General features: G+C 59.8%; 4 protein-coding genes and 1 pseudogene. 1 reads left to right on the top strand and 4 read right to left on the bottom strand.

Annotated features, from left to right (window positions below; translation table 11 throughout):
• Nucleotide 1: 1 nt before the first annotated feature.
• The 4 genes and pseudogenes from AC6ROY_RS23190 to AC6ROY_RS23205 form a co-directional block, all read right to left on the bottom strand.
• A pseudogene (locus AC6ROY_RS23190) lies at nt 2–11,488 on the bottom strand (SDR family NAD(P)-dependent oxidoreductase); the annotation flags it as partial.
• A 50-nt stretch (nt 11,489–11,538) separates the two neighbouring features.
• The gene (gene fabD / locus AC6ROY_RS23195; RefSeq protein ID WP_500102946.1) at nt 11,539–14,946 is read right to left on the bottom strand and encodes an ACP S-malonyltransferase; all 3,408 of its coding nucleotides are present in this window, start codon (nt 14,944–14,946) and stop codon (nt 11,539–11,541) included.
• Nucleotides 14,947–14,982: 36 nt separating this feature from the next.
• Nucleotides 14,983–15,663, bottom strand: coding sequence for an MBL fold metallo-hydrolase (locus AC6ROY_RS23200; protein WP_500102947.1), 681 nt, complete (start codon nt 15,661–15,663; stop codon nt 14,983–14,985).
• 90 nt (nt 15,664–15,753) lie between these two features.
• Complete coding sequence (locus tag AC6ROY_RS23205; protein WP_500102948.1) at nt 15,754–16,515, bottom strand: 4'-phosphopantetheinyl transferase family protein; 762 nt, start codon at nt 16,513–16,515, stop codon at nt 15,754–15,756.
• A 315-nt stretch (nt 16,516–16,830) separates the two neighbouring features.
• On the opposite strand from AC6ROY_RS23205, the gene loaP reads away from it, so the two are divergent.
• The gene (loaP, locus tag AC6ROY_RS23210) at nt 16,831–17,385 is read left to right on the top strand and encodes an antiterminator LoaP (protein WP_500102949.1); all 555 of its coding nucleotides are present in this window, start codon (nt 16,831–16,833) and stop codon (nt 17,383–17,385) included.
• The last annotated feature ends 135 nt before the right edge of the window (nt 17,386–17,520 follow it).

The raw sequence follows: 17,520 nt of genomic DNA on the forward strand, positions 1-17,520 counted from the left end.
GTTACACCTCAACCCCAATTTGCTTCCAGATATTCATCGCCCGCTCTGCCCGTTCGGTCTGTCCATGCCCGCTCACATCGCGGCGCTGCAAGACAGGAAGCGGAATCGGCTTGCGAACGCTCAAACGCTCCTCAGACTCTTCCCAGCCTTCGAGGATCACGTGCGCGTTGGTGCCGCCGTCGGCAAAGCAGTTGATCGCCGCGATGCGAGTTGTGTCCGTCCAAGGCATGAGTTGACGGGCCATCTCAAACGGCGACGCCTGCAGATCATAATGCGTCATCGCCTCTTCGCCCGACAGGAACGGCACCATCTGCCGGCGCTGCAGCATCAAGACGAGTTTGATAAAGCCGGCGATCCCTTCCGCGCACAACGGATGCCCGATGCTCGGTTTCATCGACCCCAATCCCAGCGGGAGGTTCGAGGAAGCCCGATACACCGATTGGATCGTCTTCAGTTCCAAGAGGTCGGTCACTTCCGTGCCCGAACCGTTTGTTTCGATATAGCGAACCGCTTCAGGCGATACCCCGCCTTTTCGGAGCGCCGCCTGCAGCACTTGTTTCTGGGCCGCAAGGCTCGGGGTGGCAGGTCCGGCGGTCCGTCCGTTGTTGTTGACAGCGACCGCTTTGATGACGGCGTAGATCGCATCGCCATCGTGCAAAGCCTGCTCCACTGTCTTCAGCAAGACCATACCGCACCCTTCCCCGACCACGATGCCGTCTGCTCGACGGTCAAAGAGGTGGAACGCCCCTTCTCGGTTCAGGATGTTGCGCTGTTCAAAGATGCGGTGCGTCTCATCGGTGGTCAGCAGCGAGACCCCGCCGACGATCGCCGACTCGATCTCCCCGCTCTGAAGCGCCTGCGCCGCCATGTTCATCCCCACCAGAGCAGAGGAGCAAGCGGTGTCCACCACAACACACGGACCGCGCAAGTCAAAATATTGCGAGATGTTCGCCGCCAGATAGTTCTGTCCGACAGCCAAAATCGGGTTGCGCGCCTGGCCCAGATCCGCCGTACTCGGCGAGTGCTTGCTGCGCGCCCCGAGGTAGACGCCGACCGAGCGGCCTTTGACCTCCTGCTGAGTGTAGCCGGCGTGACACACGAGCTTGAGGCTTTCTTCCAGCACCAGAAGGGCTTGCGGGTCCATCGCTTTGGCGTCTTCCTCCGATAGATGGAAGAACGACGGGTCATACTGCGTGATGTCGTCGAGCAATCCGGCATAGAAGCCGCTCGAATACCCCCAGCGACCCTGCGGCACCTCGCGAATAGCGGAACGGCCCTCGGACAGCAACTGCCAATACTGCTCCGGAGAAGCCGCCCCCGGCAGTCGGCAAGACAGGCCGACGACGGCCAGATCAGCGGCCCCGGAGGCCGGAGCGGATATGCGTACGGTTGCTTGTCCTTGCTTCGCGACACGCGGCTTGGCTGGACGACTTGGCGCACGATAAGAAGGCGCCGCCGGCTTTTCTTGCTGAACCTGCGCGGCCCCCGTCGCGTTGGCGAGGGCTGGCCCATGCAGAGCTTCCAAATGCTTTGCCAGCGATTCGATCGTCGGGAACTCCAGCAGGAGAGACGGGGCGAGCTTCACTTGCAACGCCTGCGCGATCTGACGCAGCAATTGCGCTTGCAAAATGGAATCGACCCCATAGTCTGCAATCTGCGCATCGACCTCGAGCTTGGCCGGGTCCAGTTTCAACTCTTTTGCAAAAATCGACCGAACCCAAGCCTCCGTTGTCTGCCCTTGGTCGCCGGACGCCACGCTTGCTTTTCGCGCAGGGGCCACCGGCCGCTGTGCCGGAACCACAGGGGATGTCGGGAGCGCCGGCGTCTGCTTTTTGCGCTGCAGCAGCGTTTGCGGATTCCAGAGCGATGGGTTGACCACGGCGGACATGACGACCGGGCCGATTTTTTTCGCCAGCACATAATCGAGGAACTCCAGCCCCTCGGCGTTGGTCATCGTCAGAAGGCCTGTCTGCTCGTAGACTCTGCTCTTGACTTCGCCCATGCCCGCCTCCTTCCAGCTCGGCCATTGCACGCTGACGATCGGACATTCCGGACGCTTCGCTTCCGCCAAATAATCCATGTAGGCATTGGCCACCGCATAGTCGCTCAACCCCGCCGCGAGCGACGGGATCGCGGCTGACACAGACGAGAACGCGACGAAGAACTGCAGCGGCTCTGTACGGAGACTGCGGTACAGCGCGTCAAGTCCCGCCACTTTCGGCTCCAGCACCTGCTCGATGCCTTCGACCGTCTTGCGAATGAAGGCCGAGTTCTCTTCATCGAGCAGGCCCGCCGCATGCAGCACCCCGCCGATCGGGCCGAGGCTGCGGCGAACCGCCTGCACGCTCTCTTCGACCGCCTGAACATCGGACAGCGGCACAGACAGAACCATCACCTGCGCCCCTTCTCGCTCCAGAGCTTGGATGCCCTGAATCTTCCGGGAAACAGGCGTCTGCTCCCGCAGATGCGCCGCCCACGTCTCGCGCAGCGGCAAGGTTTCCCGTCCGGTCAGCACCAGACGCTTGACGCCATAGTGTTTGACAAAATGCTGCGCGCACAGATACCCCAGACCCCTCGTGCCCCCGGTGATCCAGAGCACTTGATCTTCCGGGAACGGCGTTCGCGCTTGCTGCTCGCCTTTTTCCCATTCCTTGAGCCGCACGCGATAACGCAGCCCGTTTCGCCAGCACGCTTCCGTCTCCTCATCTTCGACAAGGAACTCAGCGGCGATCTGCTCGGCCAGCCTCGTCTCATCAGAGATCGGCTCCAGATCGAGATGGCGGGATTGCACATAGCCATATTCGCTCTGCAGCATGCGATAGAGCGCCGCACGGGAGGCGCCCGCGAGGTTGACCGTCGTATTCTGATACCCTTCGAGCCCCTTGGTGACACTCAAAAGCATCATCCCCTCGCGGTGGCCGTGTTCGATCAGCAGTTGAAGCCAGCTCATCCATTCCGCCGATTCCCTGCGCTCCTGGCCGCAGCCGACCAGATCGATCAGGCCGTCATAAGCCTGCCAATCCAGCGCTTGCGGCTCTTGCGCCACATCAAACAGGCGGCTTTGCGGCAGTCTCTTCGCCAGCTCGGCGGCCAAACTGCGCGTCTCCGGCCTGGTCAGGATCGCCACCGCCCGGTTGACGCTGCGGCTTGGAGCTGCCGAACATGGCTCCCACACTTTTTTCAGAAAATACATCTTGCGCTCTGCCGCCGTGCTGTTTCCTTGCCACTCGCCTTCGACCGGCTCCAGCACCAGTCCGCGCATCTGCACGCAGACCTCGCCCGTTTCGTCGCAGAGGTCGAGGTCATAGCCGGTCTCGCCGCTTCGAATCAGCGCCCACATCGCAGACGGGCACGGACGGAGGATGTCCAGCGACTGCAGGGAGACCGGTCGGGTCGGCTTGCGGTCGGTCTGTTTCAGCGTAAAAGCGTTCACGGCCTGAACCGCAGCTTCCAGCAAGGTCGGGTGCAGCACATAGTCCGCTTCCGTAGCAAGAGCTGCTGACGGCAGGGCGAGCTTGGCCAGCACGTGGTTCTCTCCCAAACAGAGCGTCTCGATCCCTTGCAGGCTTGGCCCATAGGCCGTCCCCATCGCGCGGAAGGCATCGTAGCATGGCTCAGCCGTCAGAACGCCGAGTCCCGACTGCACCTGCAAGGCGTGCAGATCGAGCGGCGGCGCCGGATCGAACGCGCAGATCTCGACTTCGCCATAGCTATACAGCGTCGGAGCTTCCTCCCCTTGCTGGAGGTCACCGCTGATCTCATAGGCGATCTCGCCGTCCTCCAGCGCATGGAGTCCGACATGCAGACGTATAGATTCGCCTGCTGCGACGATCGGTTGCGGCCAGACGACATCTTTCAAACGCATGGATGCCGGATCGTTCGCTTCAAGACCCGTCGCCAGCAGAGCAGCCGCTCGCGCCAGCTCCAGCTCTGCGACGCCCGGCAGTACCCGGTTGCCATAGACGACGTGATCGCGGAGGAAGAATTCGCGGCCCGTCAGCGTTGAACGGAACCGCACTTCGGTCAGGTCGGACGTGTTCTCGTGCACCAGCGGATGCGGCATCGCGGCGCGTCCTGCGCCCGTCCCGCTCTGCACAGCTCCGGCGATCGGAAGCCAGTAGCGCTCCTTGGCAAACGGATAGCCCGGCAGCGAGATGCGACCTGGCTTGCCTTTTACATATTGCCGGCTCCAATCGATCGACAGCCCTTTAGCCCACAGGTCGAGCAGCTTGCCGAACTTGCCTTTTGCCTGCCATGCCTCGATCACCGCCTGCATGTCCTCGTCCTGTGCGAAGAGGGCCAGCGTGTCCTTGTAGTGCTTGATATGTCCGTGGAACAGGCCGTCGATGCCTCGTTTGCCGGACAGGAAATCTTGCAGTTTGGCACTCAGTTCCTTGAGTGACGAGGCCAGCACGGCCAGACGCTCCTCCATCGTCTCGCGGCCCAACTGCAAGGTGTAGGTGATCGCCGGCATGTCCGCGTCGCTGTATGCACCGCTCTCGACAGCCTGCAGCAAGCGCTGTGCCTGTTCTTGCAGACGGTCTGCGTTTTTGGCCGAGAGCACGATGACGTGCGGAGCCGTTCCGAAATGGTCGCGCCGCTGCTCTGCCGCTTGGTATTCCTCAATGATCACATGCGCGTTCGCACCGCCGGCCCCGAACGACGAGAGGCCCGCGAGGCGCGGGAGCTCCCTTGTCTGACCGTCGATCTCCACCAGAGGGCGCTTCCATTCCATCAGCTCTTGCGGCACGACAAACGGGCTGTTCCGGAAGTCGATGTTTGCGTTGAGCTGTTGAGCGTGCAAGGACGGAGCGATTCTGCGGTGCTTGAGCTGGAGCAGCACTTTGGTCAGGCCGGCGATGCCGGCGCTCGCTTCCAGATGCCCGATGTTCGACTTGACAGAGCCGATCGCACAGAACTGCTTGTCTCGCGTGTACTTGCCAAACGCGCGGGAGAGCCCGGTGATCTCGATCGGGTCGCCCAGCGCCGTGCCGGTGCCGTGCGCCTCGATGTAGCTGATCGCGCGCGGGTTGATCTTCGCCCGGTCCAGCGCTTTCAGAATCATGTCCGACTGCGCCGTCGGGTTCGGCACCGTATATCCGTTGGTCTTGCCTCCGTGATTGACAGCGGTCGCCTTGATGACGCCGTAGATGTGGTCGCCGTCCTTCACCGCTTGGTCGAGCGGCTTGAGCAGCACGGCGCCGATGCCTTCGCCCGGCACATACCCGTCGCCATCCGCGCCAAAGCTTCTGCATCTGCCATCCGTCGCCAGGAACTTGTACTGGCTCAGGAACAAATATTTTCCCACGCCGATCGACAGGTTGACGCCGCCGGCGATGGCGACGCTGCTCTCTCCGTTCAGAAGGCTCTGGCAGGCGAGATGCAGCGCGGTCAGGGACGAAGAGCACGCGGTATCCACCGTCAGGCTCGGCCCGTTGAAGTTGCAGAAATACGAAACGCGGTTGGCGATGCTGTAGAGCAGCGTGCTTGGGCTAAGCACATGGCCCTGCGCCTGTGCGAGCACACCAAGCTCTTGATACGGCTGCCACAGCGCCCCGACGAACACGCCGACCGACTGATCTCGGAGGCTCTGTCTCGTATAGCCGGCATCTTCGAGCGCATGCCAGACCACCTCAAGGAACAAACGCTCCTGTGGGTCCATCAGCTCGGCTTCACGCGGCGGGATGTTGAAGAACATCGGGTCGAACTTGTCCACATCCTCGATGAAACTACCCCATTTGCTGTACAGCTTGTCGTTTTGCTTGTCCGGATCATAGTAGCGCACATAATCAAATCGATCCGGTCGGATCTCTTCGATGCAGTCCTTGCCCGCTTGGAGGTTCGCCCAGAATTCCGCCAGCGATCCGGCCTGCGGATAGCGCCCGGCAAGGCCGATGATCGCGATATCCCGCACAGCCGGAGCGTGCGGCGTCATCGCAACCGTCTCGACCACATCTGCGGAACGCGCGGTCTCTTGAGCACTCGCCACAGCCGCTACTGTCGATTCAACCGCCGCCTCTGCCACCTCATCCACTTCAACCGTTTCCGGCAATTGCAGCAGCGAACGCAGCGTCGCTTCATACTCCTCCAGGAAATAACCCATCAGATCGTCCAAGTTGCGGTATTCAAAGAACAGAGTCTTGGACAGCCCGGACCCGAACGCCTCCTCGAACAGCTTGTTCAGCTCCAGGATCATTACCGAGTTGATGCCATACGCTTCGAACGCTTCCTCCGGCCGGATCATTGACGGCTCCAGCCCGATCGCCTCAGACAGCAGACCCCGCACGAATTCCTGCGCGCGAGCTCTCAGCAACGCCGCTCCACGGTCGCGAACCGCCTGCGTTTGGGCCGTCGACACCGGGGCCGCCGCCTGCACCAAGGCCGATTTTTCAACATTCGTCGCCTTGATTGAGAAATTGACGAGCCGCGCCACCACGCGCCCCTCCTCGTCGCAAACGGTCAGGTTAAACTTCTTGATGTCCGGGTTGTTTTTCGTCTTCGGGCTGACTTCGCTGTAGACGCGGCATCTGCGCGGCACGATCCCCCGCATCTCCAAGCTTTCGATCGCAATCGGGATAAAATCACGCTCGTCATCGCCGTGAAAGCGGTTGTTGATCAGCGCCGTCTGGAACACGCCCGTCAGCATCGTCGGGTGCAGCAGGTACTCCTCATACGTGTCTGCGATCATCTCCGGCAGTTCCAGGGTCGCCAGCGCTTCCTGCTCGCTCAGCACCATCTCCTGCATCGGCATGAAGCTCTCCCCGACGATCAAGCCCTCCGCATGAATCTGCTGATAGACCTGTTCCCGCGTCCAGCTCGCCGTGCATCGCTCTCGAATCGCCGCGAGATCAAGCGTTTCCACCTCGCTCTGCGCCAGCTGCCACGGAGCATATTCCAACGCCCCGGTCGCATGCACGACGCGCTCGGCCCCTTCCATGCTGTAGATCTCGTAGTCGGTGCGCTCCCCTTTTGGCAGCAGTTGAATGAACACATCAAACGGCTCTCCGCTCGAAGACAGCTGCTTCGCCCAGTAGCAGTTGAGCAGCTTGCTCACCCGCTGGCCCGGAAGAGCGAGTGCGCCGGCCTGCCTGGCCATCTCTGCATAGCACGCGCCTGGCACGTTGTATTTGTTGTCTACCACATGATCGACCTGATAGAACTCCGTGTTGTCATAACGTCGCTGGTACAGCCCCTGCTCGCCATCGACCTTGTTCAGATCGATTAGCCCCGAGCTGCGATACAGCGGAGCCAGAGCCCCCAGCTTGGCATAGTGCGCCTCGATGACCGCGCGCTGCTTGTCTTGCAGCAAATAGTCCAGAATCTGTTGCGAGGTTCCATGCTCAAACAGCAACGGCGGTGTGAAATCGACGCCAAAAACCTGCGAGATCAGGTTCGCGATCTGCAGCAGCGACAGCGACGCCACCCCGAGCTGCTGCAGCGGCTGGCTGGCGCCGATCTCCGCCGGAGCCAGGTGCAGCGCTTGTGCGAGGATGCTGTAGAGATCCCGACGGATCATCGTCGGCACATCCAGTTCTCGCACAGTCTCCGCCTGCTTGCGGATGCCAAAGTGCTGGTTGATTTTCATCCGGTCACCCTCGATCCCTACGATGTGGGCGAAACCTTCCTGACTTGCCAGATGCAGCGCTTCCCGGAGCAGAACCAAGCCCTGCGGCGTTTCCAGCGGCTGCATCCCGAACACCTTCCAGAGGTGCTCCTTCTCCTCCGGCTCCACGGTCATCCCGCCGTTCGCCCAGAGCGGCCAGTTGATCGCCAGCGACAGGCCGCTGCGCCTGCCCTCGGCGACGAGCTGCTGCCGGTGCGCCGCATACGCATCCATGAAGCTGTTGCCCGAAGCATAATCGCACTGCCCTTGATTGGGCATCAGCGCTGCAATGGACGAGAACATGACAAAAAAGTCCAGTTCGTCGCCGGCCGTCGCGTCGTCCAGATGGAGCGTCCCCGCAAGTTTGGGCTGCAGGACTTTTTCAAAAGACTCGGTTGTTTTGCGCAGGATGAAGCTGTCTTCAATCAACCCGCTTCCCTGCAAAACGCCGTGGATGCTGCCATAGGTCGCACGCGCTTGCTCCACCGCCGCACGCACTTGTCCGGCATCGCCGAGGTCCGCCCGAATGTACAGGCCGGAACCGCCCAGACTTGCCAGCCTGTCAAGCTGTGCCGCGATTCCCTCATCCTGCTCTCTTCGCCCAAGCAGCACGACCTTCGCCTGATATGCCTTGGCCAGATAGTCGGAGAAAATCTGCCCCAGGCCGCCTGTGCCGCCTGCGATCAGATACACCCCGCCTTGGCGCAGCGCATAAGCCTGCTTCTGCAAGCCGCCCGCCACGGTCACCATCTCGCGCAGCTGCCTTGTCCCGCCCGCATATCTCACTTCATGCAGCGGGGACGGAGCACTCGCAAACAGCTCCTCCAGCAGCGCCCGGCCGCAGTTTTCAAAGCGATCCGTGAACGCCGCCACCTCCAGATGAAGACGCGGGTACTCATACTTCAGCGTGCGAGCCAGCCCGCCGGCCGCATACAGGGCGGGCAGCGCCTCGGACAACATGCCCTCACCGGCGTAGAGGAGCTTGATCGGCTCTTTAAATCGGCTCTTAATCAGAGCTGCTGCCAGCACGTGCAGCCCCCGCAGGTCTTCTACCCCCGGACGGACGGCCGGCACGAGAATCTGCCGCATGGCAAACCCGCTCGCCTTGACCTCCTGCAGCGCTTCCAGATAGCGATCCGGGTCCTGCTCGGTGATCGTCAAGCGTCGAAACGGCGCCTCCTCGCCCAGTTCGCCGCGCATCCAATCGGCCAGCGACTCCGAACCGTTGAGGAGGAGCAAGCCCTTCGCCTCCGCTTCCGGACCACAGGCTTCCTCCCGCCACTTCGAGGTGTAATAAAGCAGCCCCTGTTTGCTCGGCGCTTCTTTTCTCGTTTCTTCGTTCCCTGCTTCTTCTTTGCTCACCAACGCCCGCTTCGTAAAATTTTTCACCGAAGCCAGCACGCGGCCTTCGCCGTCGCAAAGATACAGGTCGAACTGGATCGAACCGCTCTGCTGCGCCTGACGCTGCTTAACATAGTAATAGCGCACCGCTTCCAAGCTTCCCGCAACCGTGAAGCTCTCCGCATAATACGGCACATACTGCGCTTCGCTCGCCGTGCCGTTTCGCACGCTCAAGCACACCGCCGTCTGCAGCGCCCCGTCCAGAATGCCGGCTGCAATGCGCCCGTGATTCCGGACGTCCACCTCCGCAATCGCCTCGTCAGCCGAGCCGTACAGCGACTCGATCACCTGGAACGAAGGCCCGTACACCAGACCGTTTTCGGAAAAGAGACCATACAGCTCCGCCTTCGATTCCTTCGTCTCGCAGCGCTTGCGAATCTGCTCCACCTCGATGCGCTCTTCCGTCCGCGCCACCCGCTTGAGCAGGCGGCCTTGGCAGTGCAGGTCCGCACCCGAACGGATGCGCACAGCCCGGTCGCTTCCTTCCTCCTTCACGTTCAGGAGGAGGGTGCGCGGCTCGTCGAGAACGGCCAGCGGCTTCAGCCAGTACACATCTTGGAACGTCACACCGGCTGTCCACTCTTCCTTCAGCTCTCCGACGATCAGGTCCAGGTAGCCCACGCCCGGCAGCACTTTCTGCCGTTGAACGAGATGGTCTTGCACCATCCGCTCCGTAGCAGGGAGCAGGATCTGCTTGTCGCCGGAAGCCGCATTCGCATCCGCCCTCACAGTCTTCGGCTCAAACCAGCAGCGCAGCCGCTCAAACGGATACCCCGGCGCCTCGATGCGAGAACCGTGGAAGCTCGCCTGCTCCCATTCGATCCCCTCGCCCTTCACCCAAGCCTCGGCGAGCAGGAACAGATCGTCCGTCGACGCAGCGACCTGCACAGGCGCGTCAGGCTTCGTCACCGCGATGCCTTGGAACAGCGACAGCGAGGCCTGCTCGCTCACATACCGCTCCAGCTCCTCCACCACCTGCTCCACCGACGAAGCGACCATCGCCAGACGCTCCTCGAACTCCTCGCGCCCGAACATCAGCGTGAACGCGAGATCGTCCACGTGCACAGACTGCCCGGCTTCGCTTTGCAAAAATGTGAGCAGTCGCTCAGCCGATGCCCGCAACTTCCCTATTTTCGCAGACAAAAGCACCAACCGCTTCTGCGACGCGCTCTTGGCGCGAGGTCTGCTGCTGCGCGGCGGCTCTTCCAAGATCACATGCGCATTGACACCGCCCATGCCAAACCCGCTGACCCCCGCCTGTCTCGGCAGCAGCTTGCCTTCGATGCGCCGCTTCTTCCACGCGGTCGGGGCCGTGACGAGGCCAAACGGCGATTCCTCAAACGAGATGTACGGATTGATCTCTGTAAAATTGAGCAGCTCCGGCAGCACGCCATGCTTCATCGCCAGCAGCACCTTGATGATCGAAGCCATCCCGGCCGCGCTCTCCAAGTGGCCGATGTTCGTCTTGACCGAGCCGAGCAAGCAAGCGTTCTCGCGCGGCTGCAGGCCCCGCTCTTCATAATACTGCCCGTATGCTTTCTTCAGCGCATTGATCTCGATCGGGTCGCCCAGCGGCGTGCCAGTGCCGTGCGCTTCGATGTAGGAGATGTTGCGCGGGTCCGCTTCGGAGCGCTGCAGCGCGGTGTAGACCACCTCAGACTGAGCGGTCACGTTGGGGGCCGTCAGGAAATTCGAGCGCCCACCGTGATTGATCGCCGTCGCCTTGATCACGCCCAGAATGTTGTCACGGTCTTCCACCGCCTTGTCCAGCGGCTTGAGGAACAGGGCCGCCACGCCCTCACCGCGCACATAGCCGTTCGCAGACGCATCAAACGTTTTGCATTGCCCGTCCACCGACAGCATACCGGACTTGGCATGGGAGATGTACATCCGCGGGCTGAGCAGCGCATTGACGCCCCCGACGATCGCCGCCTCGCATTCCCCTTCCCGAATATCGCGCACCGCGTTGTGCAGGGCGACCAGAGAACTGGAGCACGCGGTGTCCACAGCCTCGCTCGGCCCTCTGAAGTTGAAAAAATACGACACGCGGTTCGCGAGGATCGAGTGTACCGTTCCTGTGGAAACAAAGGCGCTGATGTTCTCCCCCATCAGCTCGGCATAGTCGTTTTTCGAGACGCCCGCATAGACGCCGATCTTCCGGCCCGACAGACTCTTCGGGCTGTAGCCAGCGTTTTCAATCACCTGCCAGACCGTTTCTAGGAATAGGCGGTGCTGCGGGTCGATAAAATTCGCCTCTTTGGGCGAGATGCCAAAAAACAGCGGGTCGAAGCGATCGACCTCCTCAATGAATCCGCCCCACTTGCTGTTCGTCTTGTTTTCTTCCTTTTGCGGGTCGCCGTACACATCCTCCCACTTCCAGCGGTCTTGCGGAATGACAGAAATGCTGTTGAGGCCTGCATGGAGGTTGTTCCAGAATTCCTGCGTGTTCTTCGCCCCCGGAAAACGACCGGCGATTCCGACGATGGCAACTTCTCGCTTTGGCGTTTGAGTCATCCAGATCCGCTCCTTTTTGCTTACAATCCGACCAGTTCAGAGATGCGCCGGTTCAGCAGATCTGCCGTTTCGCGCATCAGTTTTTCGCCGATCACATCGACATGGCGCGCTCTCCAGCTTTCCAGCGGCGTGCCTTTCACCCAGCGGTTGAACGCCCCCAAGGCCGGGCCGCAATGCACCTGATAATCCACCGTGTGCTCGGCGTCCCCGCTGAGCGCCATGCGCGACGAATAGCCAAAATACCATTTGAAGATCAGCGCCATCTTGTGCTTGGGATTGCGCTCCGCCTTCTCGATCTCCTGCGGGGCCACATAGGCTTGCACTTCGCGGTAGACCTCGTCGAAACTGCGCTTGAAGTAACGCTCTTGCAAAAGGCGGCGGGTCTTCTCATCGATCTCCTCCAGCGAATTGAACTGGCGGTAGAGTTCGTACAGCTTGTTCGCACGGGCCGGGAAAAAGACGCCTTTTTTCAAAACCTGCACGCGAGCGCCGATCTCAAACATGTCGCCCGCCGGCGCATAGGCCGTGTCCTGCACGTTCATCTCCTGCAGCAGATCCTTCACCGACTCGGACGTCTGCGCTTCCACCGTGCATTGGTTGATCGAGCCGGTCACGAGATAATCCGCCCCGAGCACGAGCGCCGCCACCGCCGCTTCCGGGGTTCCGATGCCGCCGGCCGCTCCGATGCGAATCTTCTTCTTGTATTCGTATTTGGCCATCATCTCATCGCGCAGACGAACGATCGACGGAAGCAGCACGGAAGAGACCCCCTGATCGGTATGTCCGCCGGAATCGGCCTCGACGGTGATGTCATCCGCCATCGGAACTTCGCGGAGCAGATCTGCTTCCTCGCGCGTGATTCGCTGTTCCAGCAACAGCTTGTCGACGATGCGCTCCGGCGCCAGGCTCAGAAACGCCTCGGCAACTTCCGGGCGCGAGACTTTGGCGAGGATGCGGTTTTCGACGATCACGCCGCCTTCTGCCGAGCGTTTCAGCCCTTTCGCCCGGTAGCGGACCAATGCGGAGTTCACCGCCATGTAGGCGCTTGCCTCCACGTTCCGCACGCCGGTGCGCAGGAAGAGATCGACCGTCATCTCCTCCATCGCTGGGTTGCCTTGGTTATGCAGCAGGTTCATGCCATACGCCTCACCGCGCGTCAACGCCTGCTGAATCGTGCGAATCGCCTGTTCGATCTGCTCCAGCTTCATGCCGCCGGTCCCGCAAAAACCCAGCATGCCCGCCTTGCCGACCTGAATGACCAGGCGCTCAGAAGCCACGCCGCGATACATCGAGCCCGTGACATAGGCGTACTTCAAGTTATAATCCTTCTTGAACTCCTCATCGCCCAGCGATTCCGCCGTGCTCGCCCTTATCGACACACGCACGACCGGCTCGCTCACAGCTTCCCTCACCGGCACGACCTCCACCGGAGCCGGAGCAGACGCCACAGCAGGCGCCTCAACAGCGACTGCCACCTCCGCGACCGACGCTTTCGTCACCTCAGGCACAGCCACAGACGCCGCCACAGCCACCAGCACCGGCTCTTCCGCCTCCTCCACGTCATCCGCTTCGGGCTCGATCACGAGCGGTTCCGTCTTGCGGCGGATCGTGGTGACGAGCTTGGTCAGGACATTGCCCGGCCCGACCTCTTCGATCTCGATCTCGCCAAGGCCCATCAGATAGCGCACGCTGTCCGTCCATTTGACCGGAGACACGATCTGCTGCGCCAAATTATCCTTCACCTGCCGTTGCTTGTACGGACGCGCATAAATGTTCGAGATGACCGGAATCTCCAGTTTTGAAAATTCAAACGATTCCAGATACGCTTCAAAACTCCGCTTGCTCTCCGCCATATACCGGGAATGGAAAGCCCCGCTCACATTGAGCGGAATGTACATGCGCACGCCCGCTTCCTCAAAAAACGGCTGCGCGCGCAGGATGTCCGTCTTCAAGCCCGCGATGACGATCTGGTCCGGCGAATTGTGGTTGGCGATGTCGATCCCGTCCAGCCCGTTCTCCATCAGCACTCGGTCGATCTGCTCCACCGTAAACCCGATCACCGCCGCCATGCCTCCGCCGCTCGCCAGGCTCATCAGCTCGCCCCGCTTCTTGACCATCCGCAGACCGGTAGCAAAATCAAACGCCCCTGCCGCAAACAGCGCATTGTACTCACCCAAGCTGTGCCCGGCCACATAATCCGGCTTGCATCCCTTCTCCTGCACCTTCTTGAGAAAACTCAATGCGTTGACCACATACAGAGCCGGCTGCGTATACTGCGTTTGGCCCAGCTGATTATCCGGGTCCTCCAAGCACAGCCTTTTGATCGAATAGCCCAAGATCTCATCCGCTTGTGCCATCAGATCTGCAAACTCGTCAAACAGCGTACCTCCCATGCCTTTGTGCTGAGAACCTTGTCCAGGAAACACGTATGCTTTCATAGGTTGTCCTCCCTTTTTGATGGGCGATGAAATGAATTGCTCCAGTTGCTCGCAAACCTTGTTGAAGTTCTTGAGATCCTGCTGATACGGCGTAAGGACCGCATAGCTTTGCGAGAGCGAATCCTGTTTAAAATTCCGCTTGGCCAGATTGGACAGCGTTCCCGAAGGACCCAAGTCCACGTACAGGCAATCGTCTCCCTGCTCCAGCGCCTGCACCGCTTCGGCAAAGCGAATCGGCTGTCGCGCCACCTCCCAGAAATACTCGCTCCTCAGCGCTGTCTCCCGCCGCCCGGTCACCCCGGAATAAAATCGCACCCGAGGCTGGCGATACGAAAGCCCGCGCAGCCGCGCCACATAGGAAGCGGCAGCCGGATCAATCCATGAGGAATGGTACGCAAAGGAGACCGGCAGAATCTGATAAGCGATGCCTTTCTCCCGCAGCGCCTCTCCGATGCTCGGCAGCATCGCCGCCGGGCCGGCCACCACAAAATGCGCGTCCGAATTGATCGACGCTATCTCCGTGTTCTGACGCAAGAGCGGCATCCTGTCATAGAGGCTCGGCTCCTGCAAAATCCCGATCATCCCGCCGGGAAGACAGGTAGCCTCAAACGCCTTGGCCTGCTCCACCACCAGCTCCAACGCGACCCCCACTTCGAGCACACCTGCCACAGCCGCCGCTGCGAACTCGCCCATGCTGCTGCCAAGGACCGCATCTGGCTTGACCCCGCGGGCCATCAGCGCCAGCGCCAGCGCATATTCCACCATGAAGAGCGCGGGGTGGGTCAGCAGCGTCCGTTCAAACGGCTCGTCTCGGCGTTTGTCCTCCGCATACAGACGCGCCAGCACCGACTCCCCGACGAGCGGCGTCACCATCTCGTCCAACTTGTTCATCCACTTGCGAAACTCAGAAACCTCCTCATAGAGCCCTCGACCCATCTGGTAAAACTGAGAACCCTGCCCGGAGAAAAGAAACACGACCGGCTTGCCCATCCATGACCCTCCTGAACGCGACTCGTCTGCCTTGATTTATTTAAAATTGAACAATTGCCCCTGATGCTTGCGCATCCGAAACCGGACAAAATGCTCTCTGTGCTCAATCTGAAAATAGATGTTGTGCTCCAGCACATCCCGAAACGTCATGCCCGGCTCCTTGCCATAAGAATGACCCGGATACACCCGCACATGAGGGGGAGTGGACATGCGAATCCTCTGAAAACTGTCATGCATCTGCTCAGGGGAACCTCCGGCCCCATCGCAGACGCCGCAGCCTTCAATAAACACCGTATCCCCCGTGATCAGATCGTCTGTGAGCCGAAAACAAGCCCCGCCGGCCGTGTGCCCTGGCGTCAGCATGCAAGTGATCGGCGTCTCTCCCAGCCAGATCGTCTCCCCTTCCTCAAACGGATGCAGATTCCGACATGTGAACCCGTAGGCAGCGATCTCCCTGACCGACATGTACGCCCGCGCCGCCGGGTAGAGCTCCAACAGCGGCTCCACCTTGTTGACATGATCGTGATGCGAATGTGTCAGCAGGATGCAAGCCAACTCCGCCTTCAATGAGCGAAGCATCCCGACGATCAATTCCAAGTCCCAAGCCGGGTCCACCACAGCCGCCTGCCGGGTGGCTTTGTCCACGAGTAGGTACGCATAATTTTTCATAAACAAAAACTCAACCTTCAACGGGTGCAACTCATAGCTCCGCTTCATCCTTCCCTTCCTCTCTTCAAATCCTAAAAAGCAAGCACAAAAAAATAGAGGAACGATCTCCTCTACTTGTTTGTGCTTGCTTTGGCTATTTTAAATAACTTCTTCCACCTTGCCCAACAGCTCCCGCACGGCCTCCAAGTTCAAACGGCAGTCCTTGGGATAGGCAATCGCAAAGACGCGCCCCCCCACGACCCAGCCCGCAACTCGGAACTGCGGAAAATGAGAGTAAGCCGCCACCCAAGCCGTTCCCTGCTGTTCGAGCCCTGTGATCTCCAAAAACTCGAACGGCACCGCAAGGCCCGTTTTCAAGACTTTGGACAAGGCTTCCTTGGCCGACCAGTACAGCGTCATCAAGAGCGCCTCAGACCCCGGCTGCACACCGATCCGCTCGCGTTCCCGCTCCGTCATCTGAGCCGCCATCACGGCTTGCAGGGCCGGACGGATCTGCTCGACATCCAATCCCATCGGCAGCGCTTCCGGAAACACGAGCGCCGCCCCCAGCTCGTCGCAATGGGAGATGCTCACCTGCAGATTGAGGGCGGCAGGGTGTACGATCAGCGGCTGGTGAAGAATCCCCCGATCAATCCAGATCCGATCCAGACGTTCTTCCTGCACAGAGGCCGCCACCGCTCGCTTGGCCGCATAGCGTCCAGCCAGATAGCTGGTGATCCGCCGCTCAAACTGCAGCCCTTCATAAAACGCCAGCTCGTTCGGATGCAGAAACGGGATCGTGGCCTGATACTCCGCCGCCGATTGCGCACAGCAAACACTCAACCAAGCGCAGTACGGCTCCTCTCCCCCTCGCACGTCAAGTCCCTGCACGAAGCTCTCCGGAGGACACACTTCTCCCATGCCCCTTCCTCTCAATGCGATTCAATATGATACCCTAAGTTCCTTCAACGCGCCGAAACATCGATTAAATTGGCTTAGGGATTTTCTAAGATTAAACCAAACATTCGATCCATTAATTCACAAATAAAACAAAATAACCCATCTCACTAATACAGCTTAATACTACTCTCATTCAACTTTGTTCGTCAAGGATTACTTACTAGAGACCTATTTATTAAATCACCATATCTTGGTAACATGTGATATAATGTTGTAAAATATACTATTTTTTCTTGATTATTTGTAATCACACACACAAGTTAGGGGATGGCTAGTTTGAATTGGTACGCACTATTCGTTGAATCCGGTCAAGAAGAGGTCGTGCAAAAGTTCCTAAGCCTGTTCTTTGATGAAACTTCCCTCCGCTCTGTCGTACCGAAACGCAGAGTCCCCGAGAAGAAGGCAGGCGCTGTCAAGCACGTGCTGAAGAAGATGTTCCCCGGCTACGTGTTGATCAAGACCCGCATGACCGATGAAGTTTTTCACACCTTGAAAAAAGTCCCCAAGTGCTACAAGCTGCTCAGTCCAGGCACGCTCTACTCCAAAGATCAAGGAACCTATTACTCCAAAATTGACGAACGCGAGATGTCGCTGATCTTGCAGTTGATCGGAGACGGAGAGATCGTTGGCTATTCGGGTATTTACATAGAAAATTCACGTGTCTCCGTAACCTCCGGCCCGCTGCAGGGCATGGAAGGCATCATCACCAAAATAGACCGTCACAAAAAGCGGGCGAAGATCCACCTCAACTTCATGGGTGCCGAGAAGATCATCGACGTAGGCGTGGAGATCCTCTCCCCTTGCATCCCGCAGCTGCAAAAGGCCACGTAACAAACATTCCAGTTCCGGTAAGGAACTGGGACGTTTGTTTTAAGCGCTGCCCCGACGAGTATGACTAGTAGAACGCTCCTGAAATAACGTTGTAAACTTAATGCTCTAGCCCATAGCTCCAACGATGGGGCACCG

This window comes from Paenibacillus sp. sg306046 (genome assembly GCF_059821225.1).